We start from the raw sequence: 22,299 nt of genomic DNA on the forward strand, positions 1-22,299 counted from the left end.
CGCCGAGCCGCGAACAGCGGGGTGGGATCCGCGGCCGTGCGGATCCCACCCCGAGTCGCTGACCAGAGCTGCCCCGATCAGGCCCGACGGCGCTCCCGGCCCGCCCGGCGCGCCACGGCACGCACACCGACGTACGCGAGGGTGAACAGCGCGATGGCGGCCAGGGCGAGCAGCCAGTTGCGCAGGTAGTCGAGCGGCAGGACGGTGGGGTTGGCCGCGCGCCCCGGACGCAGGAGCGGTGGAAGCGCGATCGCGGTCAGGGAGCCCGCGACGATCAAGGCTCCGCGCGGCACCCCTCGCAGGCGCAGGCCCGTCACGGCGACGAGGGCGGCGATCCCCATTACGAGCGGTGCGACGAACCCGTCGTGCACCACGACCGCTCCCCCGAGCCACACGGCGATCCGCCAGGGCTCGGGCTGCTGGAGGAGGAGCCACCCGCCCCAGGCCGCGCACACCAGCCCGAAGCCGCCCATCGCGTAGCGGAAGTTCCTCACGTATCGGAAATCCATCACGCGACCTCCAGTCGGCCGACCCACTTGGTCTGCAGGACACCGGGCCGGTTCGGGGCGATGATCCGCGCCGGGTAGCCGTGGTCCAGGGACAACACCTCGCCGTTCAGCCGCAGTGCGAGCAGCGTGAGCGGATCCTGTGCGTAGAGGCGTCCCATCTCCATCACCCGGTAGGCGCCCGCCACTTCGAGGGAAACCACGCGGGCCCGTGCGTCCGGGCCGCCGCCCGCCCGCTCCAGGAGGTCCCGTACCCGTACCCCGGTCCAGTGGGCGGATTGGCTCCACCCCTCGACGCAGGCGATGGGCAGGGTGACTTCGTACTGCGCCATGGCGCGCAACTCGTCCAGCGTGAGGACGTACGGGCGCGGCCCGGCCACGGTCAGCCGCCAGTCGGCCAGCGAGGCCTCGGTGACACGGGCCGCGGCGGCCGTCCGGTTCACGGGGAGCCCTTGGGCCCCGTGCGCGGGGCTGCGCGGGCCGAACAGTTCCAGCCGGCCGAGCGCGGTGACGGACTGTCCGACCGTGGTGAGCGTGACCGCTCCCACCGCGGCCGCGACGCCGAGGAGGAGCTGCCGGCGGTCGGACCCGTCGGCCTCGGGCAGTGCCAGGGTTCCGGGGGAACGGAGCGTGAAGTGGTCGCGGATCCTGGGCCATTGCACGGCGACGTGCAGCAGGAGCGATCCCATCAGGAGCCAGGCGACCGCATAGTGCACGGGTACGAAGCTGAAGGGCCAGGGGTACCACTGGAAGGTGTTCAGCAGCCCGGTGAACAGCTCGAACAGTCCGGCCGCGACCAGGACGGCCACCGAGATCCGCTCCAGCGCGTGGCGGGCCGATCGCACCGGCGGCCACGCGAAGAGCCGCGGGTAGACCGCCCACAACTTCGCCAGCAGCAGCGGGACCGCGGCGATCCCGGAGGCCACGTGCAGACCTTGGGTGAGCCGGTAACCCCAGTACGGGCGGCTCGGCAGCGAGTCGGCCAGCCATCCGGGCGGGTGCTGGACGTAGTGGCTCAGCACACCGGTAGCGAAGCAGACGGCCATGGCCAGGCCGAGCCAGCGGCCGACGGCGGTCGCGGTACGGGCATCGTGCAGGCGCGCCTCGAAGGTGACGGGCGGCCCGGAGGGGAGGGTGAAACGCATGCCCCCATGACACCCCCGACGAGGCCCGAGCAGGCTGCCGGAACACCTTACGAATCACGGACGTCCGGGACGGCACGGCCCACGGGAGAGCCGATCCCTGGAACGATTCCGCAGGTGAAAGCCCCTACCGCCCTCACTCCTCGCACCGCACCGGTGACCACCGCCCTGGCCCTCGCCCTGGCCCTCGCCGCACTCACGATGCTCCTCGCCCGCACCGTCGTGTACGGGGGTCATTCCAGCGACCCCGTCGGCCTGTTCTGCTGGTACGCGGCCTGCTGGGTGGCCTTCACCGGCGCGCTGTCGGCCCTGCGCCGGGTCCCGGCCCGCCACGTCGCGTGGCTGGTCGCCGCGGGGGCCGTCGCCGTCACGCTGACCGGGCTGATGGGGCCGCCGCGGACCAGCACCGACTCCTACCGCTACGCCTGGGACGGCCGGGTCCAGTCCGCCGGCATCTCCCCGTACGACCACACCCCGCAGGACCCGGCGCTCGCCCGGCTCCGCGATCCCTGGCTCTTCCCCACCGGCGCCGCGTGCGCGGGCCCCGACCTCGCCCCGATCCCCCACACCGGCGGCACACCCCACTGCACCCGCATCAACAGGCCCGCAGTCCACACCATCTACCCGCCCGTCGCCGAGGCGTACTACCTCGCCGTCGACCGCCTCTCCCCCGCCGGCTCCCGCCACAAGCTGCTCCAGATCGGCGCCGCCCTGATCTCCCTCGGCGTCACCGGCACGCTCCTCCTGATCCTGCGACGGCGCGGCGACGACCTCCGCACGTGCGCGTACTGGGCCTGGTGCCCGGCCGTCCCCGTCGAGGCCGTCAACAACGCCCATGTCGACGTCCTGGGCGTGCTCCTCACGGTCGCCGGACTCGGCCTCGTCGCCTCACGGGCCCTGACCCGCCGGGCGGCGGGCGGAGCGCTGATCGGCGCCGCCATCGCCACGAAGCTGATGCCGGCCGTCGTCCTCCCCGGCGCCCTGTCCGGGGTCCGCCGCGTCCGTGACGCGGCCGCGGTGCTCCTGCCCGCCGCGGCCTTCGCCGTACTCGCATACCTCCCGTACGTCCTCCTCTCGCACGGCTCGGTCTTCGGCTACCTCGGCGGCTACGTGGAGGAGGAGGGCTACGACGACCCCTCGGCCGGATCCCGCTACTCGCTCCTGCGCCTGGTCCTGCCCGACACCTGGGCCTTCCCCGTGCTGCTCGTCATCGTCGCGGCAGTGTCCGTGTACGTGATGCGGCGCGGGGACCCGCGACGGCCCTGGAGCGGCGCCCTGCTGGTCACCGGATGGTCCTTCGCCCTCCTCACCCCCGGCTACTCCTGGTACGCGCTGCTCCTGATCGCACTCGTCGCCCTGGACGGGCGCTGGGAATGGCTCGGCATCCCCCTCGCGGGCGCCGCTGTCTACGTACTCGCCCCGGCGCTCCACTTCCAGCCGTCGCTGAGCAACATCGCGTACGGCGCGGCAGCGGCCCTCGTCCTCGTGATGTCCTGGGTCCGGCGGCGCGCGCAGGTGAGGGGCGCCGAGGCCACGGCGTGCGTGTCCGGCGTGAACCCCTGACCGGCCCGGGAACCCAGGGAGGGTCCCGCGCGGCGCGGGGGCTGCGCCCGGTTTCTGATCAGGTGGAGGGGGAGAGCTGTTCGCGGACCCATTCGGGATCGGGGTTGGTGTGTGGCCGGCCCTCCACGACGACGGTCGGCACGGTCTCGTTGCCGTCGTTGGCCGCCCTCACCTCCGCGGCTGCCGCCGGGTCCCGCCAGATGTTGACCCAGTGCAGTTGACGGGCGTCGCGGCCCAGCCGGAAGCGCAGTCGTATGCAGTACTTGCAGCCCGGCCGCCAGAGGACGACGGGCCGGCCATCGACCGCGCTCCGGCGCCGCGCCTCCAGCACACCGGTCGGTCTCGGGAACACGAGAGGCGAGTTCACGCCTGCGAGCAGCACGAATCCCAGCTCGATTGCGGCCGCTTCGACGGGGCGCCCGCTGAAGAGCAGCTCGGTCGAAACGAGTGAGCCGCAGAGCACGAGCAGTACCGGCAGGATCCAAGTGCGCGTCATGATGACGCAGGCTACCGATGGGTCGAAATGCTCCTCGAACCAGGCCGCTCACCCGGGCGTTCACCGGACGCAGCACCGGCCAGCGTCAACACGCCGACTCGGTTCCCTTGCTCGCGTTGGCCCTCGCCACGGACGACCAGGACGGCCCCGGCGTGACCGAAAGCCCCACCGATCGGCGGGTACGGGCCTGCCGCGAACGCGCCCGCGCCTACCGGACTCGGTCGGCCACGATCGTCAGGGGCGGGCTGACGATGTCCATCGGGTCGTCGGAGGTCAGGGCGACCGCGTAGGTGCCGGCGGGGACGTCGGGGACGGTGACGCGGGCGGTGAGCGAGCGCGGGTCGAGGCCGCGTGCGAGTGCGGCGACCTCGCGGGTCCGTGTGCCGTCGAGGGTGACGAGGGTGAGGTGCATCGGGTGGCCCGTGACGCCGATGAGACGCCAGCGCACGGTCACGCTCTCACCGACGGTCCACTGCTCCCCTCGGGCGGGAGCGGTGATCTGCACGCTGTCCGGGACGCCGACGAGGACGGCCACGTTCGGGCGGCTGAGGAGCGCGTTGGCGCGCCCGAGGGCGTTGCGGAGCGCGGTGGTGATGCCCATGAAGGTCCGATCCTCGTGGTGTCGTCGTGGTGCCCTGACCCCGAAGAGATTAATCAGACATTTCACGCGAAGGCGAATTGATATCCGGGCGGGCCGGTATCAGTCGCGGGTGAGGGCGGGTACGAGCTTGGAGTCGCCTATGGTGCCGAGGCCGGTGGCCGGGTCCAACGGGTTGCTGCGCTCCCCGACTAGCTGGACCAGGAGCAGTTCGCTGCCGGTGAGGGTCAGCCTGCGGCGAAAGGCGACCAGCGCCATCCAGCACGCGAAGCGCACGCAGGCGAGGGCGCCGCCGCCGTACGCGAGGATCCCGGCGCCGCCGATCGCGAGGCCCGCGGCGCCCGCCGCCATAACGAGCCCCGCCAGGGCGAGCAAGGCACTGCCGATGCGGTGCAGTACATGGGGGGCGCCAGGTTTGCGGGGCGCGGCCGCGGGGTGCGGGGAGGTCATCGCGCTGACGGGCGGGCGAACCATGCGCGTGCGCTGCCCTGACGCAGCAGTGCCATGATGGCGATCCCGCCGAGCAGCCCGTGGACATGCCCCATGCCGTCCCCGGCGCTGCTCCCGAGGGCGGCGAGGGCCGTGATGACCGTGCCGGCGATCGACACCCAGCGAAGTGCGGCGCCGCCTCGGGGCAGACGAAGGCGAGTACGGCCAGGAGCCAGGACAAGTGCCGCGCCGCACGTACGGGGCCCGGCATCTCGTCCGCCTGCCCCGGCAGGAGCGCGGAGGCCGGGAGCCGACCGGGGGACGGCTGCCGCCAGCCCTGCCGAGGACCATCCCGCCGCCCTGCATCCACCATGTCCGAATCATCGGACGGCCCGTCCTTTACCGCCGCCGAGGACCTCGCCCCCCTCCTCCGCGCCCGCGGGTACACCTTCGTGACGGTCTCCCAGCTCCTGGTACCCGCCCAGCCCGCACCCGGCTCCGCCTACCGCCCGCGACCCGCGGAGGCGGCGGGGGCCGACCTCGCGCGGCGTGAACGCAACCCGCCAAGGACTCCCAAGGCGGTGCAGGGACGCGCCCGCCGCGCGCACAACTCCGCGGGCGTGAGGCCGGACACCCACCGCCCGACCTGCCTGCCACTCCACCTCCCGAACACTGTCACTAAACGGTCATAAAGTATCAATGCACCGTTGCGGCTGGTCGTGCGTCTTGGCTGGCGGGCCCGACGGTGTCCACAACACCGAACACCGTCCGTCACCATCTCGCCGCCGAGCCCCGCGCCGGCGGCGAACCAGAGCTCCACCTGCCCCACCCCCGCCCCCGGAGCCCGGCGTCCTTCCGGACGCCGGGCATTCGGGACCGTTCCACCGTTCCACCGTTCACCGCTTCTTCTGGAGTCGCCCCATGAAGTCCCGCCGCCTCGTCCTGGTGCCCGCCGTGCTGCTGGCCGCCGCCCTGACCGCCAGCGGATGCTCCAGCGGCCCCGAGGAGGCCTCCTTCGGCTCAAGCGCTTCCGAAGGGTCGGCGAAGAACGGTCAGGACACGGCACCTTCCGCGACCGCACCCGGCGCGCCCGCCCCGGTGCAGATGCCGGCCAACGTGCGCAAGTGGAACCTGCAGCGGGAACTGAAGGACGGCACGCAGGTCATGTGGACCACCCTGAAGGGACCGAAGTCGGGCTTCGAGGGCCGGGTCTGGGCGTGGGTGCCCAAGCAGTACAAGGAGAAGAAGTACGCCAACAGCGGCTTCCCCGTGCTGACCGCGCTCCCCGGAGCCTCCGGGTACCCGACGAACTACTGGTTCGGAGCCGACCTCAAACTGCAGGAGCGGATCGCCGAACAGATCGACCAGGGCAAATCGCTGCCGTTCATCGTGATGATGCCGGTCCTGAACGCGAAGCTCGACCAGTACTGGGACGGCAGCGACATCCCCGGCCAGCCGAAGATGGGCACCTGGATGTCCGACGACGTCCCCGATCTCGCACGGGAGAACTTCCGCACCTACAAGGACCCGCGCGGCTGGGGATTCTTCGGGTCCTCCGCCGGCGGATACGTGGGCATGAAGATGGTCCTGCAACACCCCGACCGGTTCAGTACCGCTGTGGCCGGCGGCCCCGACACCGCGCCCGACTCGCCGTTCTGGAAGGGCTTCGACAAGGAGAAGCAGGCCAACAGCCCCGAGTACCTCGCCCAGCAGCTCATCAAGAGGAACGGGCCCAAGGTCCACCTGTCCTTCCTCCTCGGCGACAAGGAATCCGGCGCCGAGGTCAAAGCCTTCAAAGACAGGATCACGAAGGGGCCCATCGAAACCGACCTCCACCTGATCCCCAACGCCGGCCACAGCGGCACCAAGTACGCCGACGGACTCTTCCAGGGCCCCCTCGAATGGATCAGCAAGCGCATGATCGGCCCCGTCGCCACCGGCTGACGCCGCGACGTCGCCCTCCCGACCTCAACCGCGCCCTCCCTCGGCATACTTGCTGGACAGCGGCACCGACGATGACCACACCACCGCGCCGCGCGATGTGGTCGTTCCTCCTGGAGAACCGATGACACCGCCACCCCTCGACATCCGCTACCACGCGGGCGCATTGGCCGGTCCCGACGCCGACCTCGCCTTCGTCCTGGCCGAGGTCACGTGGGACGAACGCATGCGGGCGCGGCGGACCGCCAGCTTCGGCCTGCCGTACAACTACTCCGGCCAGCACTACGACGCCGCTCCCATGCCCCCGCAGATCGCCGCGATCAGCGCCCGTGCCAGTGCGCACGCCGGTCATCCCTTCAACAACTGCCTGGCGAACCTGTACGAAGACGGCGACAACACCATGGGCTTCCACCAGGATTCCTACGACGGCCTCGTCCCCGGCAGCTCGATCGCGATCGTCTCCCTGGGCGCGACACGCCGGCTCGCCTTCCGCAGCCTCGACCGGGCCCACCGCGAGGAACTCGCCCTCGAGCACGGCTCGCTGCTCCTCATGACCGCCGTGACCCAGGCCGGCTGGACCCACGCCGTTCCCCGGGACCGCACGGCCGGCCGCCGCGTCAGTCTCACCTTCCGCCACTTCGTTCCGGAGGCCGCCCAGGCAAATTGACCGTGGATCATCGATTCCGACGTAGCCCCGCACGGCCAGTTGCACGGGCCTGCCCCGTTTCGGACCGCCTGTGGTCACCGGCGCGCTCTTCAACGGCCCGACGGTTTCACTGGGATCCCGAGGTGACGAAGGCGTTGCTCGGCGCCCATGAGGAGGGGGTCAAGGTCCAGGTGATCGTCGGCGACGACCGGTCCACACCAGTCGCCAACCTCCAGGCGAAGCTGCCCCGACGGGCACGTCGTCGCAGTCCCGGGAGCGCGCACGCCAGGTCCTCAACGGGTGGGGGGAGGTTCCGGCAGGCGGATGCCCAACGCCAGGGTGCCGCCGGCTCACAGGCCGAAGGCGCCGCCCTCGATGAGGATGAGCAGCCCGAGGGCGATCAGGACGACGGGCAGCAGAACGTGGCCCCAGCGGGCCAGGGCCTTGGCGATGACCGGACGGGTGGCGAAGAACCGTCCCGCACAGCACCACACCGCGACCAGCACGAGGAACACCACGGCGTACAGGCTCATCCCGCCGATGCCGGCGGTGGCGAAGACGGGCACGTAGACGCCGATGTTGTCGCCGCCGTTGGCGAAGGTGACCGCGGCGACCTCCAGCGGGCTCGGCCCGCCCTCCTCGGCCTGCTCCGCCTCCTCCCCGTCCCCGTCGCCGTGGTCCTTCCAGGCCTGCCAGGCGGATTTGATGCCCAGCGCGAGCGGTAACTGCGGGCGGGCCAGGGGCCGGTGATGTCACCGCCGACTGCTTCGGTGCTGTCCCTGCGGCACGTACGGTCCAGCCTCCGGATCCGGGCCGGTGGCGCGGTCGGGTGAAGGAGGCGCTCACCCACCCGGCCGAAGCCCCCGCCGCGGATGACGAGACGCAGTCCATCAGGAGCGCCGCCACCGCGAAATGGACCACGGCGCGTCCGACGGCCCTGTGGTCAAGGACCTCACCACGGACGCACGGAACGTCGGCTCCAACAGCCACCGCATGGCCGACGCCAACGGGACCCGGGTCGAGAACTTCACGTACTCCTCCGAACATGGCGCACAAGCCCGCGCCGTGTACGGCGCCATCGGCTAGCCAGTAGAACAGGGGGAGGAACAGATCCGCTGCTCCTCCCCTCGCAGCACACGGACCACGTCCTGGAGACCTCTGTGCCCACGATGAAGGTGTTACCGGCGGCACTCGCCACCGCAGCCGCCGCAGCCGCATTCCTCGGATTCGCCCAGTCCCCAGGTACCGACACCGTCGTCCAGGAGCCGGCCGTCCACCATACGAACGAACCGTTCACAGCGGACCGCATCCGCGAACTCAGCCGAACCGGGCAGATCCGCCCCGCCGGCCCGCTCCCGATGGACAAGAACGGCAACATCGTCGAGCCCAAGCCCTAGGGTCTGTCCGCCGGAACATGCCGAGCGGCCCACCGGCGCCGCATCGCTGTAGCGACCTGCCGGACAAGGAGCCAGGTGGAACAGCTTGGACCCGTCGAAAAATACTTCGACATCGGTCGCATGATCGGGGACGCTTCGCACGATGACCAGAATCGACGACACACCGCCCGCGTGGGACGAGCGCACCCAGCTCACCACGTTTCTCGACTACGCACGTGGCACCACCCGCGCCAAGTGCGACGGCGTCTCCGAGGAGAACGCCCGCAAGGCGCTCCTGCCGAGCTCGCCCCTGATGACCATGAGCGGATTGATCAACCACCTCCGCTGGGTCGAGTACTACTGGTTCCAGGTGGTCTTCCTCGGCGAGGAGGACCGGGGCCCCTGGACCGATGAGGACCCCGACCGTGAGATGCGGATCGCCGTCGACTTCCCGCTCACGCAGCTGCTCGACGAGTACGCCGACCAGAGCGCCCGCTACCGCGAACTGGTCGCCGGACACAGCCTGGACACCCGGGCCAAGGGAACCATCCGCAACGGTATCCATGTCGACCTGCGCTGGATCCTCCTCCACCTCACCGAGGAGACGGCCCGCCACAACGGCCACCTGGACATCCTGCGCGAGATGCTCGACGGCCAGACCGGCTACTAGATCCGCCGGAGAGCACGGGCGGAGCCAGAGCCGGGTCGAGGCGTCGGTGCCGGGCTCGCCGGCCCTCGCGGTCTGCCCGGCCGTCGCCGCCGGGTGCGTGGCCGCCCGGTCGGAGTCGGGCCACGAGCTGGCGTCCGGTACGTGCGCGCCCGTGAACGGGACGGTCTCGGGCGCGCAGGCGTACGGCGAGGCCGTCGGCTCCGGCCGTCGCACGTGCAGGGGCGGGCACGGGCACGTCTCCTGAATCGCGAAGATCAAGCCCCTGACGGGTCCCTCTAGACTCCAACGATGATCGAGATACTCGAGAACCTGGACCTGCTGTCCCGGCCGCACCTCGACCTCGCCGCTGTCAAGGTGAACGGCATCTCCCTGGGAGCGCCGGCCGTCACCGTTCCGCGGCTGCGCATCGAGGGCGGCCTGTCCTCCATCATCGCTCGGTATCGCGGTGGGACCGCCATCGAAAGCGAGTACTACGACGCTGATGGACGGAGTCTGACGCTGGATGAAGTCATCGACGACGTGGTCGGGTCGGACGGCTTCCTCTACGGCTCCGACGAGATCAACTACAAAGTGCGCGCCGGATCAGTGGTCGGCTTCGCGATCACCGGCCCGCATCTGTCCCACTTCGCGCACTTGACCTCGTACGAGGAGTTCCTGACGGTGTTCGGTCAGCCTGATCGAACACACGAGAATGAGGCGTACGGCGACCTCATGAGCTACGAGGCCTACTACTGGGGTGCTCGGAAACACGTGACGTGGGATACCTGGGAGAAGCGGGTGAGCTTCATCAACCTGGGCGACTTCGAGGGGAACAGCGGTCCCTGAGCGCACGGCTTGAACTGAACTCCTTGTCCCCTGGACCGGCCGCGGATCACCCACGCGATCCTCTGCGGAAGCCTCTGCCCACCCGCCGTCGCTCCGGCTGTTCTTTGGCTCTGCCAACCGCCCTGGCGCCCGCCCTGCCGCCCGCCCTCCCCCGCGGCCTCCCTGCGACGTCAAGCTGACGGAGGCTCACTTCCGAGGTGATGTCGCACACCCGATACGGGAGTGCACGACATCGTCGGGTGCGCGCAGGCGGCAGCGGATTCCCGGCATCGAGGACACTCACGTCACGAGGTGCAGTGACGTGTCAGCGATGCCCAGCCGTACGCTCTGGCCCCAGGTCAGCTCCAGGGCGTCGCCCTCCATCCCGTCGCCGAACACCACGATCCGGTCCGACTCGACGGTCAGTTGCAGCCCTTCCCCCCGCCCCAGCTCACCGGCGACCCTCGTCGTTCCTGTCGCGGGAGAGGGCCACGCCTCCCGTACGAACCACAGGAGCCGCCGCTCGCAGGGTGCGGGCAGCCCCGCCGAGCTTCCGCGCTCCAGCCACAGGGAACGCAGCCAGCCGGTGGCGCCCGTGCCGGTGCCCACCAGCACCCCGGACGATGCCTGGGCCTCCCCCGGGCCGTTGTCGTCGGCGGAACCCAGGCGGTAGCGGGCCGTCTGGTGGCCGGGCGAGCCCAGGTAGATCTCGTTCAGTGCGAGAAGGCGCTGGGTGTCGTCGGCGACGGCCTCGACCATGGTCAGCTCCTCCACCCGAACCCCGGCTGCGATGGCCGCACGCAGCAGCGCAGCCGCGTCGGCGCAGCGGTGACGGACCAGGACCCCCGGGTTTCGCCCCGGGTCGGTGTCGATGCCCACGACCGGCTGCCCGTGCAGGTACTTCGCGGTGTTGGCGACCAGGCCGTCCTGGCCGACCACGACCACCACGTCCTCCGGGGCGAACAGGAAACGGTCCAGGTCGGCCCGCTCCACCCGCGAGCTGCGCCAGGTGAGCGGCACCGCCGCCGCCACCTCCCGCAACGCCTGCTGCGTGCGTTCGTGGCGGCGGACCACCTCGTCGATCGACCGGCCCCGGCTGGAAAGGAAGAACGCGGCCTGCCCGTGCGTCCCGTACCGCGCGAGCAGTTCCTCGTACTCGGTCCTGCGGTGCACGAGCACCGCCCGTGGGGCCAGGCTCACGCGCCCGCGCCGCTTTCCGGGCGTCCGAGCTTGGAGAGGAGACCGGTGAGGACGTCGGGAGACAGCGTGATGCTCTCGATCCGCGGCAGGTTCTCCGCCAGCCGGGTCGCCGCCAGGGCCTGCAGGGTGCCCGGGCCGGCTTCGTCGTGCACGCGGAGCCAGGCGGCCTGGACCTCGGCGCGCGCCGCGCCCGTCTCGCGCTCCGCCTCGGCGTCCGCACGGGCCAGGCTGACCTTGCGGGCCGCCTCCGTCTCGGTCCGGATGCCGTCCGCCGCCGCCTTCTCCTCCGCCTCGCGACGGGCGTTGGTTCCGCGCTGGTCGATCAACTGCTCCTCGCGCCTGGCCAGTTCGATCTGACTGGCCAGCTCGTTCTCGGCGATGGCGCGCTCACGCTCGACGGCGACGGCCCGCCGTTCGTAGGTGGCCCGGTCCGCCTCCTGCTGGATCTGCTCCCGGGCCGGGGTGCGCAGGGCGCGCTCCACCTCGGCCTCGGGACGGATCGCCACGACCCGCACGGCCACCACATCGATGCCGGTGGCCGGGAGCCTGGGCTCGGCGGCGAGACCGGCGCTGACGCTCCCCCGTACGGAGGCGACGCCGTCCACCAGGGCGACGGCCAGCGGAGTCCGGGCCAGTACGTCCAGCGTGTGCTGCTGCGCGGTCTCGGTGAGGAGCGTGGCGATCTGCTCCAAGGGCGCTCCGCGCCAGATCCCGGTGTCCGGGTCGACGGAGAAGTCGAGTCGGTCCGCGGCTTCGGCCGGGTCGCTGATCCGGTACGTGACGGTGGCCTGCACGGCGACGTCCTGGAAGTCGGACGTACGGGCGTGGAACGCCATGGCCAACTCCCGGTCGTCGACCGGCACTTCGGACAGCGCAGCCGACAGCGACCGGTACCAGAAACTGAGCCCTCGCCCGTCCTGGAGCAGCCGGCCGCGCTTGTGGTAGCGGATGTGGGTGGTGGGCGCGGAGCGCAGATGACGCCAGCCGAAGCGGCGGGTGATGTCGGCCATGGCGGCCCCCCTTCATTTCGTCAATGCGACGATAACGAGACCTGCCCATATCGTCAAGAGGACGAAAAGAGGGCAGCCGACGCTACCCAGGCAGCAACGCAAGCCGCCCGTACGGGTCTTCGGCCTGCCCGACGGACCACCCCGGGCAGCTCCGGCCGCGCGAGGGCCAGGTCACCCGCATCCAACTCCCCACGTGCGTGACTCACGGCCGAGAAGACCGCGGCCGGCTACGCCAACGCGCACTCCCGGGCCCCCGACCATGTGACATGCAAGATCCCCGACAGAGCCGAGCCACGTGAACGTCCGCAAGGCTCCCTCAGATATGGGAAGTGAGGCCGGTGGCAGGATCGTGGGAGATGAGCGTCGGCAGCTCAGGGTCATACAGAACCACCTCGGCGGTCAGCAGGGCCCGTCGTTGACTGATCGTCGCGACCTCGACCAGGAACCGCAGCACAGCAGCCACCCCCGCCCCGTCGAGAACGTCCTCGGGCCAGACGGAGAACTCGATCTCCTCCTCGAAGGCGGGCCAGGCGGAGAACCACACGGCGCCGAAGCGAGCCCGGAAACAAAAGCTGTCCTCCTGGCCCTCCGGTTCGTCTGCCCAGACACGGAAGAGGTCGGCGACGGCGGGATGCACGGGATCGAGCCCGGGGTAGGAATGCTCCACCTCGGTCTCGTCGGCCACGACTCGCAGGTGCTCGAGGACCGCGATCCAGTCGACGCGGGTCGTGTCGAGGACCCGAATGTCCCGCAGGCTGCCGTCGAGATGGAAGACCTCGCACATCCACGGCTCGGGCAAGCACCGAGCGCGGGCACCGTGCTCACCGGCGTGGACATCCTCGTGCGTCAACTCGCCCCGCCTGCTCGCGTTCGTCTCCCCCATGGCACCAAGATAAGAGATCGCTGCGGTACGGAAATACCTGCCCGGCGGGTTCAGGGTTTGACCGATCCCATATTTCAGGTCTTACGGCATCGCAAGATGACTGACAGAACCCCTGCTTCCCAAACCAAGTTCACGCAATTACCCAAGGCGCCGGCTCGGCTCGCCGAGGCCATCGACATCCTCACCAGCTCGACCCTCGAACCCGCAGCCCCAGGAGATCATGGGCTTGGATGACCTCTCCTGGAATTCGAGCCTGGTCGAATCTCTTCGCATGGCCCATCAGGTCACGCCTGTCCTCATATCGACCCGCAGGGTGTGCGTAACGTATTGCATCTGCCATTGTTCTCGCAGCCGCCGCCCTGTCGCTGGCCAGCCAGCCCCGCCCACGCCGATGACTTCCAGGACGTGTCCATCACAGACAACTCGTCCGCTGCTCCGCGCTTCCACAATGTCGAGGCCGGTTCCTTCCTCCCGGGCGCCGTAGACGAGTCCTGGATTCTCTGAGCGAACCACTGCCCGTACCTGCACAACCCGCAGGGGCCACCACCACGGCGGCCCCTGCGGCCTTTCCCGAGGCCTTGCCCAACTTGGGGAAAGGGGCGCTTGATCGAACGTCGCGCTCTGCGCGCGGGCCCAGACGCCTCCGCGCGCCGCCCTCGCGGCACCCCGAAGTCGTTGACGCCGCCTTCGCCCAGTACGACGTTCACGAGGGTGCCCGACGAACTCCTCGACGTCATGACTGATATCGGCTTCCACTTCGGCAACAACGCACCGGAAGCCGATACGGACCTCTCCTCACCAGCCGCCTTCGCTCTGGCGGAACACATCACGGGCGTCGCCATCACTTCGAAGCTGCTCCAGGACACGACGTTCACCTGTGCCACCGTCCACATCCGATGACATCGGCCGTCCGCCGGTTCTGCCCACGAGAACCGACAGGAACGGTTCGGTAGTTCCGACAGCACACTCGCGGCGTCCCGTCCTTGTTCGTTCGTGGGGACCAGTCCCGATTCCTGGCATCCGGCCCCACCAGTCACCTGCCGGGAGAGGTGACGGCCCGGCCCATCGGGTCAGGAAGGCCGGGAGATGCCGTTGGCGGGCGTTGTGCGGGCGAACCATGCCCGCGTCTCGTCTGCGGTCAGGATGCGGGTCAGCTCGGCCGTGCCCGGGAGATGCGGGAAGAAGCGGTCGGCGTTCCAGCTGCGCTGGTATGTCGGCTCGTCGAGCACGAGCAGGCGGCGTCCGTCGACCACGGGGATGTCGTCGGGGTGCCCTTCGTTCCAGATCCGCTCTCCGTCCGAGGTGAGGAGCTCGAAGCTGCCGGTCGCAATGGTCTGGGTGCGCCCCTGGGCGGGCTGGGGGTCGGTGGCAAGGCGGACGCTGGCTGCCGAAGGAGCGGTGCCGGGCACGTGGCCGCCGCCGACGAGAACGTGGGCCAGCAGCGTGTGCAGTTGGAAGTTGTCCCCGATGCCGCCGATGCTCACCTCGAATCCGGTCCCGGTCGGCTTGTGCAGCACGACGAGGGGCTCGTCGTCCAGGACTGCCAACGCATAGGCCAGGCATTTGAGGTCGTGCCGCTCCAGGGCAGCCAGGTCGCGGCAGGTGGGGAGGATCTCGGATGCGTGCCGACGGCGCACCTCGGTGCTGCGACACAGCACGGCCAACGCGGGCGGCTGCCACTCTTCGACCGAGCACCAGGCGAGCGCCAGCCGCGCGGCCTCGTGCCGGTCGCCCCCGAGGCGCGCGAGCAGTCCGTCATCAATGATCTTCTCGTCCGGCTCCGGCAGCTCGTTCTCGGCTGGGCCGGCGGCGGTCCAGCGGCGTGCGAACTCCAGAGCGTCGAGCAGGTCCTGGTGGACGCCGCCGAGGATCGGCTCGGCGCAGGCCGCCGGATCGGCACCGCGCTCGACGCAGAAGCCGGCCGCCATCGCCAGCATCGGCCGCGGGCCGGTGGGCGGGAAGGCCGGAAGCAGCGCCGCCAACCGGGGCCCTGCCTGAACGCATTCAGCGTCCGATGCCGACTGGACGGCGTTCATCATGGCGGTGAAGGCACGCCCCGTACGGTCGCCGTCTCGAGCGGCAACCGCTTCTTCCAGCTCGGACACAATGGCGGTGAGGCTTGTAGCCTGCCGCTTCCTCTTGAAGATCACCGACACACCTTAGGCCCGAGGATTACCTGGGGTCATCAGGGCCACGTTGCTCGAATCCCTCGGACCGTTGTCTGCTGTCGAGAGACTGGCAAGTTGAGGATCGTCGTCGGGGCCGCTCCGAGGACTCTTGGGTTCGGCTGGCGGGTCTCCCGGGTGCGTGGTCACAGGCAGGGCCGGACAGGGCGCTTGACCGCCGTCCTCCGCCTGGGGGCCCGTACCGCAGCAGGCTCTTGATGACCATCTGATGGTAGGTTCGCGGCCGCAGATGCCGACGGGGGACCCATCATGACGCCGACCACACTTCCGGAACCGGCCGGCCAGCTCTCGCGCGGACAGCGCAGGGCGCGCCGCATCGTGCTCCGCACGGGTATCGGGATCGTCCTGATGCTGCTGCTCGGCGTCCTGCTCGCGGGCCGACCGTGGAACGCGCCTTGGTGGCCCGGCAGGACCGAGGCGGCCGACGTCCCCGATCCTTGTGAGGTCCTCGCCGAGCCGGCCCGCCGGCTGCTCCCCGGCGTCACCCCTGTGCGGGACCCGTGGAAGCGGGTGCTGGTGAAGCAGGCTGTGTGCGAAGCCAAGAATGACGCCGCCGGCCTCAGCCTCGGATACGAGTTGTGGCAGTGGGCACACCTCAAGTCCCCGGAATCCGGCGAGGCGGCGGCCCGCGAACGGCTCCAGCTCCTGATGGACCACGCCCCCGGCCGGAGCTGGGACCAGGTGCCGGGCCTCGGCGACGATGCCTATCGGGACGGTGCGACCGTGCTGGTCCGCGAGGCCAATGTCATCGTCCGTGTCTCGTACAGCGATGCCCGGAATCAGTCGGCCGACGGGGCGGCCGAGGCCGAGCAGCTCGCCCGCGCAGCGGTGGCCGCGATCCGTCACTAGGTCTCCCCCACTGACGTGTGCCGTCTGCGGCGTGAAAGCAGGCTGGAGGGCCGGCCGTTCACACCCCGGGGCTGCACACGGGTCAGCCGGTCTCAGCAGATCCGCATCTCTCCCCGGCACGAGCATGGCGGGACGGCTCTGGCGGCAAGTGCCTTACGGGTCGTGACCCTTTGGTCGTGCGGCCCGCTCAGGGCTCCATCATGGCTTCCATGAATCCGACCGACCGCGGGTCTCGGGGTTCCTCGTGGAGGATCTCGCCGCCGAAGACCCCTGGTCCACAGCAGCTGGGGCCAGTCGGGGAGCCGCCGATATCCGTGCCCTCCGGCAGGTCCCGCGCACCCCGGGCGGCGTCGCCGCCGGCCGCCACCGGTACGGAGGCGAACCAGAGCACGGGGCGAACCCCCATCCCCCGAGGCCGAATCCGGCTCGGAGCGGCGTGTTCCGGGGCATCGCATCGGGAACGCCCCCAGGCATGAGCATCGGTACCGTCCTCGCATGGAGCCCCCTCGCGGTATTCCTCTACTGGGTACTGGCCGAAGTCATCCGAGGCTGGGGCAAACCACGAGGCAAGAACGACGACGACGGGATCGCAGACGAAGCCTGACGGTCACCACCATCACGGCCATCCGATGGCGACTACCCCGACCCGAACGACAGCAGCAGATACATCGCGAGGCAGTCCTGGCCGCTGGTCCGAGGGCACGGCGAGCGGCGGTCTCCAGCGGGGTGGGCGACCACGTCTACCAGGTCACCGGCAACCCGTACTCCGCGCCGGGCGAACCGCGTCCACCTGGGCGGACGCCGTCCATGGGGGCGCCTCCGCGGCCATCGCGGACCGCCGGTGCGCCTCTCAGGACAGCATCAGACCCAGGTGTACGTCTCGTCGGTGACGGCGTCCAGAGCCACGTCAGCAGCTGCGGCGTACGGGGCGGCCAAGGCGGCGAGCGCGGGTCCGATCGGCGGGAAGATCGGGAGCTCGGCGGTCTTGCGGTAGTCGATCCATTCGATGACGCCGACTTCATGGGTGCCGTCGGGCTGTTCGTCGAGTTCCTGCTCGGCGAGGGTGTCGCGGAGTCCGGGAGTGATGTGAAGGCGGTAGATCAGGTGGAGCTTGCGCGGGGGCGGGGTGGGGCCCGGGCGGGTGACGCGCTGGTCGATGACCCACAGGAGCTCTCCGCCCCCTGCCTGGTCGATGTCCAGGTCGAGTTCCTCGGCGAGTTCCCGGCGGAGGGCTTCGCGGAGGTCCTCGCCGTCCTCGACGTTGCCGCCCGGCGGGGTGTAGTGGGTGGAGCCCGCACGGTCGCGGCGGATGAGGGCGACGTCGTCGCCGCAGAAGACGACGGCTCCGGTACGGATCTTGATGCGCGAGAACGGGGCCGTCTGCTTCTCGGGGATGCTTGTCATAGCGGCCAGTATCCCGGCCAACCACCGGGGCCGGGGCCGGCTTCCGCCTCCAGGTGGACGTCCCCGAGGCGGACTTGGCGTCGGTGTACGGACCGTCCGCCTCACATCTCTGACGCTCGATAGGCGCCCAGGGTGAATCCGTCGAGGGCCTCCGGCGGCGGCCATCGGCCACGACCTCTGCCGGCCCGCGTGGCACGCCGTCTCCGGGGTGCGGCGGCGGAGGCAAGAGGGGGACGATGCAAGGCGGTCGTCGTCGGGGGTTCCGGACCCCCGGGGAAGCACGTCGCTCGCGGGAGGGTCGAGACACCCCAGGCCCCCGAGACACAGGCGGCCCGGTGGGCGGCGAAGTCGGCCATGGACAAGTCCCCGACCTCGCTGACGCTCGCAGCCGATGCCCCCGCGTGATCTGCAACCTATGACTTTCGCCGCGTGGCTGTACCGCTGCCTGATCGGCGAAGAGATGACCGGCTGGGGCAGTACGGCCCTCTACCCCGAGCCCGTCCTCCCGGTGTACCTGCCCACAGGGCCACACCAGCGGACCCGCGAGGAGTGTGGCCCAGAACGCGGTATGTGCGGAATGTGAGGTCCACACCATCCGTGACGTCCTCCGAGCCCTCCCTTTGGCAGCCTCAGGGGGCCCTTCACCGCTCACCGCATCTGCGGGACTCGGATTCGGCGGGCCCGGTCATGGCCGGAGCGAGCAGTTCTCGGCGCCTTCAGAGCTGGGGTTGCTCGGCTTCGGTCTTCGCGAGGTGGAGTGCCGTGCAGCGGCGGGTGACACGACCACGTACAGCGGCCCCGGCACGGCGTCGGGTGCGGGATGGATCGGGGCGCCTGTGCCCTGTCGGCATTTGTCAAGCGACGAGAAGTCGGGGCTACGAGCGCGGCTCCTGGGCGGGCACGGTGGGAACCGACCGTCCTGCGCCACGCAGGAGGAGCGAATCGCCCTCGCGATCGGAGCCGTCATGTATCCGCGTGCAGGGGTCCTCGTGACCCGCCGCCCCTGGCTCGTCGTCCTCGGCGCGCTCCTGTTCCTGCTCCTTTCCGTCGTCTTCGGAGCGGACGCGACGGGCCGGCTGAAGACACAGGGATACGACGATCCGCGCTCCGAGTCCAGCCGCGTCGCCCGGATGACCGCCGAGCACCTGGGGGCCTCCCCCAACCTGGTCGTCGTCGCGCAGGCCCGGAGCGGTACCGTCGACGACCCCGCGGCCCGCAGCGCCGGCACGTACCTGGGCCGGCTCCTGGCCGCCCAGCCGCACGTGAGCGCAGTGACCTCGTACTGGACCGGTAACGCACCGCAGCTGCGCAGCCGGGACGGCCGTGCGGCCATGGTGGTCGCGCATGTGGACGGCGAGGGGCAACGGCTCGGAGCGCGGGTCAAGATGCTGCGCGAGGGGCTGACCAGCACGGTCGCTTCCAGTGCGGCCCTGTCGGTGCACGTGGGAGGGACGGCGCTGGTCGACGCGGAGCTCCAGGACGTCTCTGAGGCCGATCTGAAGCGGGCCGAGTCCGTCGTCCTGCCGGGAACCCTGATCCTGCTGGTCCTGGTGTTCGGCAGTGTGGTGGCCGCCGCCCTGCCGCTGCTGATCGGGGTCCTGGCCATCGCCGGGACGCTGCTGGTCCTGAGCGTTCTGGGCGCCGTCACCGATGTGTCCGTGTTCGCGCTGAACCTCACCACGGCGCTCGGCCTGGGTCTGGGCATCGACTACGGGCTGCTGATCGTCTCCCGGTTCCGCGAGGAACTCGCCAAGGGTTACAGACCGCGCAATGCCGCGATACGCACCGTGCGCACCGCCGGCCACACGATCGTCTTCAGTGCCGCGACGGTCTGCGCCGCGCTCGCGACATTGCTGGTGTTCCCGCCGTACTTCCTGCGGTCCTTCGCCTACGCGGGCATCGCGGTGGTCGTGATCGCGGCGGTGAGCGCCGTGACCGTGCTGCCGGCCGTGCTCACGCTGCTCGGAAAGCGGGTGAACGCCTGGCCCGTGCCGGGGCGCAGCCGGGTCCACTCGGGCTCGCGCTCCCGCTTCTGGGAGGGGCTGGCGCGGATCGTCGTACGCCGTCCACTGGTCGCGGCGCTGCCGGTGATCGGGCTGCTGGTGCTGCTCGCCTCACCGTTCACCCATGCCGCTTTCGCCACCCCCGACGACCGGGCGCTGCCGGCGAGTGCGTCCAGCCGTCAGACCGGTGATCTGGTGCGCGGTGCGTTCGACATGAAGGGCTCCAGCGCTCTCACGGTCGTCCTGTCCGGTACGGCGTCCCCGCAGGAGCGGGCGCAGTACGTCCGCCGGCTGTCCGCGCTCCCGTACGTTGGCCAGGTGGCCCAGGTAGCGGGGCCCGCGGGTACGAACGGCCCGGACCGGCTCTCCGTGGTGCCGCTGGTGGACGCCCAGTCCAAGGCCGCCCAGCAACTCGTGCACGACATCCGCCGGGCTCCCGCCCCGGCCGGCACGGACGTTCTCGTCGGCGGACCCAGCGCCGTGCTGGTCGACGCCAAGGCCACGGTGGGCGACCGGCTCCCGCTGGCGCTCTCCGTCATCACCCTCACGACATTCGCACTCCTGTTCGGCTTTACGCGCAGTCTGCTCCTCCCCCTCAAAGCCATCGCGCTGAACGCCCTGAGCCTCACGGCCGTCCTCGGAGCCATGGTGTGGATCTTCCAGACGGGTCATTTCCACCGCCTGCTCCACTTCACGCCCGGACCGCTCAGCACGACCATGCCGGTCCTGCTGTTCTGCATCCTGTTCGGGCTCTCCGTGGATTACGAGGTGTTCGTTCTCGCACGCATCAAGGAGGCGCACGAAGCCGGACAGGACAACACCGGCTCGATCATCACGGGCCTCTCCCTCACCGGCGGCATGGTCACCACCGCCGGCACCCTCCTCGCGTTCACCCTCCTGAGCTTCGGCACCTCCCACGTCTCCCTCCTGCAGTTCTTCGGGATCGGCGCAGGTCTGGGCGTGCTCCTCGACGCCACCCTCGTACGAGGCGTCCTCGTACCGGCACTCATGCGCCTGGCCGGAAGCTGGAACTGGTGGGCCCCCCGCCCGCTGCGCCGCAGGGCGCCGTCCACCACTCCCCGCCCGGCCCCGGCCACCCCAGCGGTGCACCCCCCACGCCGATGCCCCCCGGGCCGCATCGCCGTCCGCACCCACGCCCGCGCACGCGCCCACGCACCCGCCCACGCCCGCCGCTGATCACCACGGCTCCCAACGGCGGCGCCCCAACGGCGCCTGTCAGATCCGGTGCGGACCATCGCCCACCGCCTGCCGGGTGAGGTCCCTCGGGGACGTTCCCTAGCGCGCCATTCCGTAGGCCTGCGCCGTCTGGGTGGGGCGGGTCCGGGACAGCCTCACGGCACGGCCGCGAGCGGTTTCGAACGCCATCGCCGGGTTTCCCGCCCTGCGCCAGGGCTCGGCTCCGCACCACGGCCCGATCCGGCGGAACTGTTCCAGGGCGGGCCCGTACATCATCGCCTGGAGCATGTAGTGCGCCAGCAGGTGGCGCAGGATCGGCAGGCGCTCGTCATCGGGTGCGACCTGGTCGAAGGAGGCGGCGATGCGCTTCAGCCGGCTCCTCGTCATGGGTGTCACGGGCAGCGCGACAGCGCTGGACCGGCCGGCGAGTTCACTCAGCGCGTGCAGGTAGAGACCGGCGAGCGGGCTGCCTGCCGGGGCCTTGCGGACCGCCCGGCGGGCGAACCGCATCATGCGCCGGTCGCTTCCGTACCACTTCGCGCACCAGTACTGGAGGGCTTGCCCGTGCCCTTCGTAGTGGTGGGGCGCGCGGGCGACGAGCCCCTCCCAGAGGGGCTTGAACTGCGAGTGGTCGTACTGGGCTCCGCGTGCCGCGGTGATCATGACGACCCAGGGGCCGGGGTTCGCGGGGTCGAGCAGTGCGGCCTCGCGGGCCTCGTCGATCGCGGCCGGGAGCATGGCGCGGAAGCGCTTCATGTCCTCGTACGGGACCTCGTAGGCGTAGGCGGTACCCCGGATCTCCCAGGCGCGGTGGACCATGAGGCTCGCGTGGAGGGTTGCCGCGTCGCAGTCGCCCGGCTCGGCGGCGCGCCAGGCGTCGAGCCAGGCGGCGTCCTTTCCGGCGACGTGCTGCAGGAGCTCCATCCGGTCCCAGCGCTCGTCCCAGTCTTCTCCCGCGGCCCGGACGTACCGCCGGGCGGCACTCCAGTCCCCCCGCCACGCGGCATCGGCGACGGCCTGCCGCTCCTGCGTCCGGTGGGCCGGCGGGGGCGGTCCGGGGCGCCGGTTGTCGAGCGCCTCACGAGGCGGAAGACCGTAGGCGGACGCCACGAAGCGCTTCTCCACCCAGCGGTCGACAAGGCGGATGGAGCAGAGGATCACGACGAGGAACACGCCGAGTACAGCGGCGAGGAAGAGGGTCACGGCGGGGAATCATTCCCGAAGTGATCACTCTCCGCAATAGCTTTAGCCAGCGATAGAGCCAGGTCAGAGGGGGCGGAGTGGCTCGACGCCCGGTCGGTGCGGCAGCTGGCGGCTATCACTTGTCCGCTGGTGCGGAACCACCGGATCGCTTCCTCGAATCGCTCCCGCAACCTCCCGGAGTACGGGCCGTACC

26 protein-coding genes are annotated in these 22,299 nt (G+C 70.6%); 12 read left to right on the forward strand and 14 right to left on the reverse strand.

The window, feature by feature from the left end; all coding sequences use genetic code 11:
• Positions 1-77: 77 nt before the first annotated feature.
• Together ACWGDE_RS07075 and ACWGDE_RS07080 are read right to left on the reverse strand one after the other, a co-directional pair.
• Positions 78-494, reverse strand: coding sequence for a hypothetical protein (locus tag ACWGDE_RS07075; protein ID WP_453387962.1), 417 nt, complete (start codon positions 492-494; stop codon positions 78-80).
• Between the two features lie 14 nt (positions 495-508).
• Entirely contained in the window at positions 509-1,651 is a 1,143-nt protein-coding gene (locus ACWGDE_RS07080; RefSeq protein ID WP_453387963.1) for a molybdopterin-dependent oxidoreductase, read from the reverse strand.
• Between the two features lie 114 nt (positions 1,652-1,765).
• Here ACWGDE_RS07080 and ACWGDE_RS07085 point away from each other — a divergent pair, with 114 nt between their 5' ends.
• The gene (locus tag ACWGDE_RS07085; protein WP_453387964.1) at positions 1,766-3,211 is read left to right on the forward strand and encodes a glycosyltransferase 87 family protein; all 1,446 of its coding nucleotides are present in this window, start codon (positions 1,766-1,768) and stop codon (positions 3,209-3,211) included.
• 58 nt (positions 3,212-3,269) lie between these two features.
• On the opposite strand, the gene ACWGDE_RS07090 is transcribed toward ACWGDE_RS07085, so the two are convergent.
• From ACWGDE_RS07090 to ACWGDE_RS07105, 4 genes are all read right to left on the reverse strand, one after another.
• Positions 3,270-3,707 carry a glutaredoxin domain-containing protein gene (locus ACWGDE_RS07090; protein ID WP_453387965.1) on the reverse strand — a complete coding sequence of 146 codons (438 nt, stop codon included), beginning with the start codon at positions 3,705-3,707 and terminating at the stop codon, positions 3,270-3,272.
• A gap of 208 nt (positions 3,708-3,915) precedes the next feature.
• Positions 3,916-4,308, reverse strand: coding sequence for a GPI anchored serine-threonine rich family protein (locus ACWGDE_RS07095; RefSeq protein ID WP_453387966.1), 393 nt, complete (start codon positions 4,306-4,308; stop codon positions 3,916-3,918).
• Positions 4,309-4,407: 99 nt separating this feature from the next.
• On the reverse strand, positions 4,408-4,755 hold the full coding sequence (locus ACWGDE_RS07100) for a hypothetical protein (protein WP_453387967.1): 348 nt from the start codon (positions 4,753-4,755) through the stop codon (positions 4,408-4,410).
• Positions 4,752-4,913 carry a hypothetical protein gene (locus ACWGDE_RS07105; RefSeq protein WP_453387968.1) on the reverse strand — a complete coding sequence of 54 codons (162 nt, stop codon included), beginning with the start codon at positions 4,911-4,913 and terminating at the stop codon, positions 4,752-4,754. The genes ACWGDE_RS07100 and ACWGDE_RS07105 overlap by 4 nt, the downstream gene beginning before the upstream one ends.
• A 742-nt stretch (positions 4,914-5,655) precedes the next feature.
• On the opposite strand from ACWGDE_RS07105, the gene ACWGDE_RS07110 reads away from it, so the two are divergent.
• Both ACWGDE_RS07110 and ACWGDE_RS07115 read left to right on the forward strand, forming a co-directional pair.
• Positions 5,656-6,678 carry an alpha/beta hydrolase gene (locus tag ACWGDE_RS07110; RefSeq protein WP_453387969.1) on the forward strand — a complete coding sequence of 341 codons (1,023 nt, stop codon included), beginning with the start codon at positions 5,656-5,658 and terminating at the stop codon, positions 6,676-6,678.
• Positions 6,679-6,799: 121 nt separating this feature from the next.
• Positions 6,800-7,342: an alpha-ketoglutarate-dependent dioxygenase AlkB gene (locus ACWGDE_RS07115; RefSeq protein WP_453387970.1), complete on the forward strand. Its 543-nt coding sequence runs from the start codon at positions 6,800-6,802 to the stop codon at positions 7,340-7,342.
• Positions 7,343-7,671: 329 nt separating this feature from the next.
• Here ACWGDE_RS07115 and ACWGDE_RS07120 read toward each other — a convergent pair whose 3' ends face one another.
• Complete coding sequence (locus ACWGDE_RS07120; RefSeq protein WP_453387987.1) at positions 7,672-8,061, reverse strand: cadmium resistance transporter; 390 nt, start codon at positions 8,059-8,061, stop codon at positions 7,672-7,674.
• Positions 8,062-8,233: 172 nt separating this feature from the next.
• On the opposite strand from ACWGDE_RS07120, the gene ACWGDE_RS07125 reads away from it, so the two are divergent.
• The 5 genes from ACWGDE_RS07125 (at position 8,234) to ACWGDE_RS07145 (ending at position 10,192) form a co-directional block, all read left to right on the forward strand.
• Positions 8,234-8,407, forward strand: a complete 174-nt coding sequence (locus ACWGDE_RS07125) for a hypothetical protein (protein ID WP_453387971.1) — start codon at positions 8,234-8,236, stop codon at positions 8,405-8,407.
• A 74-nt stretch (positions 8,408-8,481) separates the two neighbouring features.
• A complete protein-coding gene (locus tag ACWGDE_RS07130; RefSeq protein WP_453387972.1) occupies positions 8,482-8,718 on the forward strand; it encodes a hypothetical protein in 237 nt (78 codons plus the stop codon).
• Positions 8,719-8,860: 142 nt separating this feature from the next.
• Positions 8,861-9,367: a DinB family protein gene (locus tag ACWGDE_RS07135; RefSeq protein WP_453387973.1), complete on the forward strand. Its 507-nt coding sequence runs from the start codon at positions 8,861-8,863 to the stop codon at positions 9,365-9,367.
• Positions 9,368-9,413: 46 nt separating this feature from the next.
• Positions 9,414-9,611, forward strand: a complete 198-nt coding sequence (locus ACWGDE_RS07140) for a hypothetical protein (protein ID WP_453387974.1) — start codon at positions 9,414-9,416, stop codon at positions 9,609-9,611.
• 44 nt (positions 9,612-9,655) lie between these two features.
• Positions 9,656-10,192, forward strand: a complete 537-nt coding sequence (locus tag ACWGDE_RS07145; RefSeq protein ID WP_453387975.1) for a hypothetical protein — start codon at positions 9,656-9,658, stop codon at positions 10,190-10,192.
• A 279-nt stretch (positions 10,193-10,471) separates the two neighbouring features.
• Here ACWGDE_RS07145 and ACWGDE_RS07150 read toward each other — a convergent pair whose 3' ends face one another.
• From ACWGDE_RS07150 to ACWGDE_RS07160, 3 genes are all read right to left on the reverse strand, one after another.
• Positions 10,472-11,371 (reverse strand): hypothetical protein, encoded by a 900-nt coding sequence (locus ACWGDE_RS07150; protein WP_453387976.1) that lies wholly within the window; start codon positions 11,369-11,371, stop codon positions 10,472-10,474.
• A complete protein-coding gene (locus ACWGDE_RS07155) occupies positions 11,368-12,381 on the reverse strand; it encodes an SPFH domain-containing protein (RefSeq protein WP_453387977.1) in 1,014 nt (337 codons plus the stop codon). Before ACWGDE_RS07155 ends, ACWGDE_RS07150 begins: the two co-directional genes overlap by 4 nt.
• 316 nt (positions 12,382-12,697) lie before the next feature.
• Positions 12,698-13,264 carry a hypothetical protein gene (locus ACWGDE_RS07160; protein ID WP_453387978.1) on the reverse strand — a complete coding sequence of 189 codons (567 nt, stop codon included), beginning with the start codon at positions 13,262-13,264 and terminating at the stop codon, positions 12,698-12,700.
• Positions 13,265-13,939: 675 nt separating this feature from the next.
• Between ACWGDE_RS07160 and ACWGDE_RS07165 the strand changes: the two genes are divergently transcribed.
• Positions 13,940-14,164 (forward strand): DUF6461 domain-containing protein, encoded by a 225-nt coding sequence (locus tag ACWGDE_RS07165; RefSeq protein WP_453387979.1) that lies wholly within the window; start codon positions 13,940-13,942, stop codon positions 14,162-14,164.
• A gap of 170 nt (positions 14,165-14,334) precedes the next feature.
• On the opposite strand, the gene ACWGDE_RS07170 is transcribed toward ACWGDE_RS07165, so the two are convergent.
• On the reverse strand, positions 14,335-15,414 hold the full coding sequence (locus ACWGDE_RS07170) for a hypothetical protein (protein ID WP_453387980.1): 1,080 nt from the start codon (positions 15,412-15,414) through the stop codon (positions 14,335-14,337).
• A 285-nt stretch (positions 15,415-15,699) separates the two neighbouring features.
• Here ACWGDE_RS07170 and ACWGDE_RS07175 point away from each other — a divergent pair, with 285 nt between their 5' ends.
• Entirely contained in the window at positions 15,700-16,299 is a 600-nt protein-coding gene (locus ACWGDE_RS07175; RefSeq protein WP_453387981.1) for a hypothetical protein, read from the forward strand.
• Between the two features lie 187 nt (positions 16,300-16,486).
• Here ACWGDE_RS07175 and ACWGDE_RS07180 read toward each other — a convergent pair whose 3' ends face one another.
• Positions 16,487-16,690 (reverse strand): hypothetical protein, encoded by a 204-nt coding sequence (locus tag ACWGDE_RS07180; RefSeq protein ID WP_453387982.1) that lies wholly within the window; start codon positions 16,688-16,690, stop codon positions 16,487-16,489.
• Between the two features lie 81 nt (positions 16,691-16,771).
• Here ACWGDE_RS07180 and ACWGDE_RS07185 point away from each other — a divergent pair, with 81 nt between their 5' ends.
• Positions 16,772-16,903, forward strand: coding sequence for a hypothetical protein (locus ACWGDE_RS07185; RefSeq protein WP_453387983.1), 132 nt, complete (start codon positions 16,772-16,774; stop codon positions 16,901-16,903).
• A gap of 257 nt (positions 16,904-17,160) precedes the next feature.
• Here the strand turns inward: ACWGDE_RS07185 and ACWGDE_RS07190 are convergent, their stop codons facing one another.
• A complete protein-coding gene (locus ACWGDE_RS07190) occupies positions 17,161-17,703 on the reverse strand; it encodes an NUDIX domain-containing protein (protein ID WP_453387984.1) in 543 nt (180 codons plus the stop codon).
• Between the two features lie 965 nt (positions 17,704-18,668).
• Between ACWGDE_RS07190 and ACWGDE_RS07195 the strand changes: the two genes are divergently transcribed.
• Positions 18,669-20,903: an MMPL family transporter gene (locus ACWGDE_RS07195; RefSeq protein ID WP_453387985.1), complete on the forward strand. Its 2,235-nt coding sequence runs from the start codon at positions 18,669-18,671 to the stop codon at positions 20,901-20,903.
• Positions 20,904-21,002: 99 nt separating this feature from the next.
• On the opposite strand, the gene ACWGDE_RS07200 is transcribed toward ACWGDE_RS07195, so the two are convergent.
• Positions 21,003-22,106 (reverse strand): hypothetical protein, encoded by a 1,104-nt coding sequence (locus ACWGDE_RS07200; RefSeq protein WP_453387986.1) that lies wholly within the window; start codon positions 22,104-22,106, stop codon positions 21,003-21,005.
• Between the last annotated feature and the right edge of the window lie 193 nt (positions 22,107-22,299).

The organism is Streptomyces sp. NPDC054956, assembly GCF_053609185.1.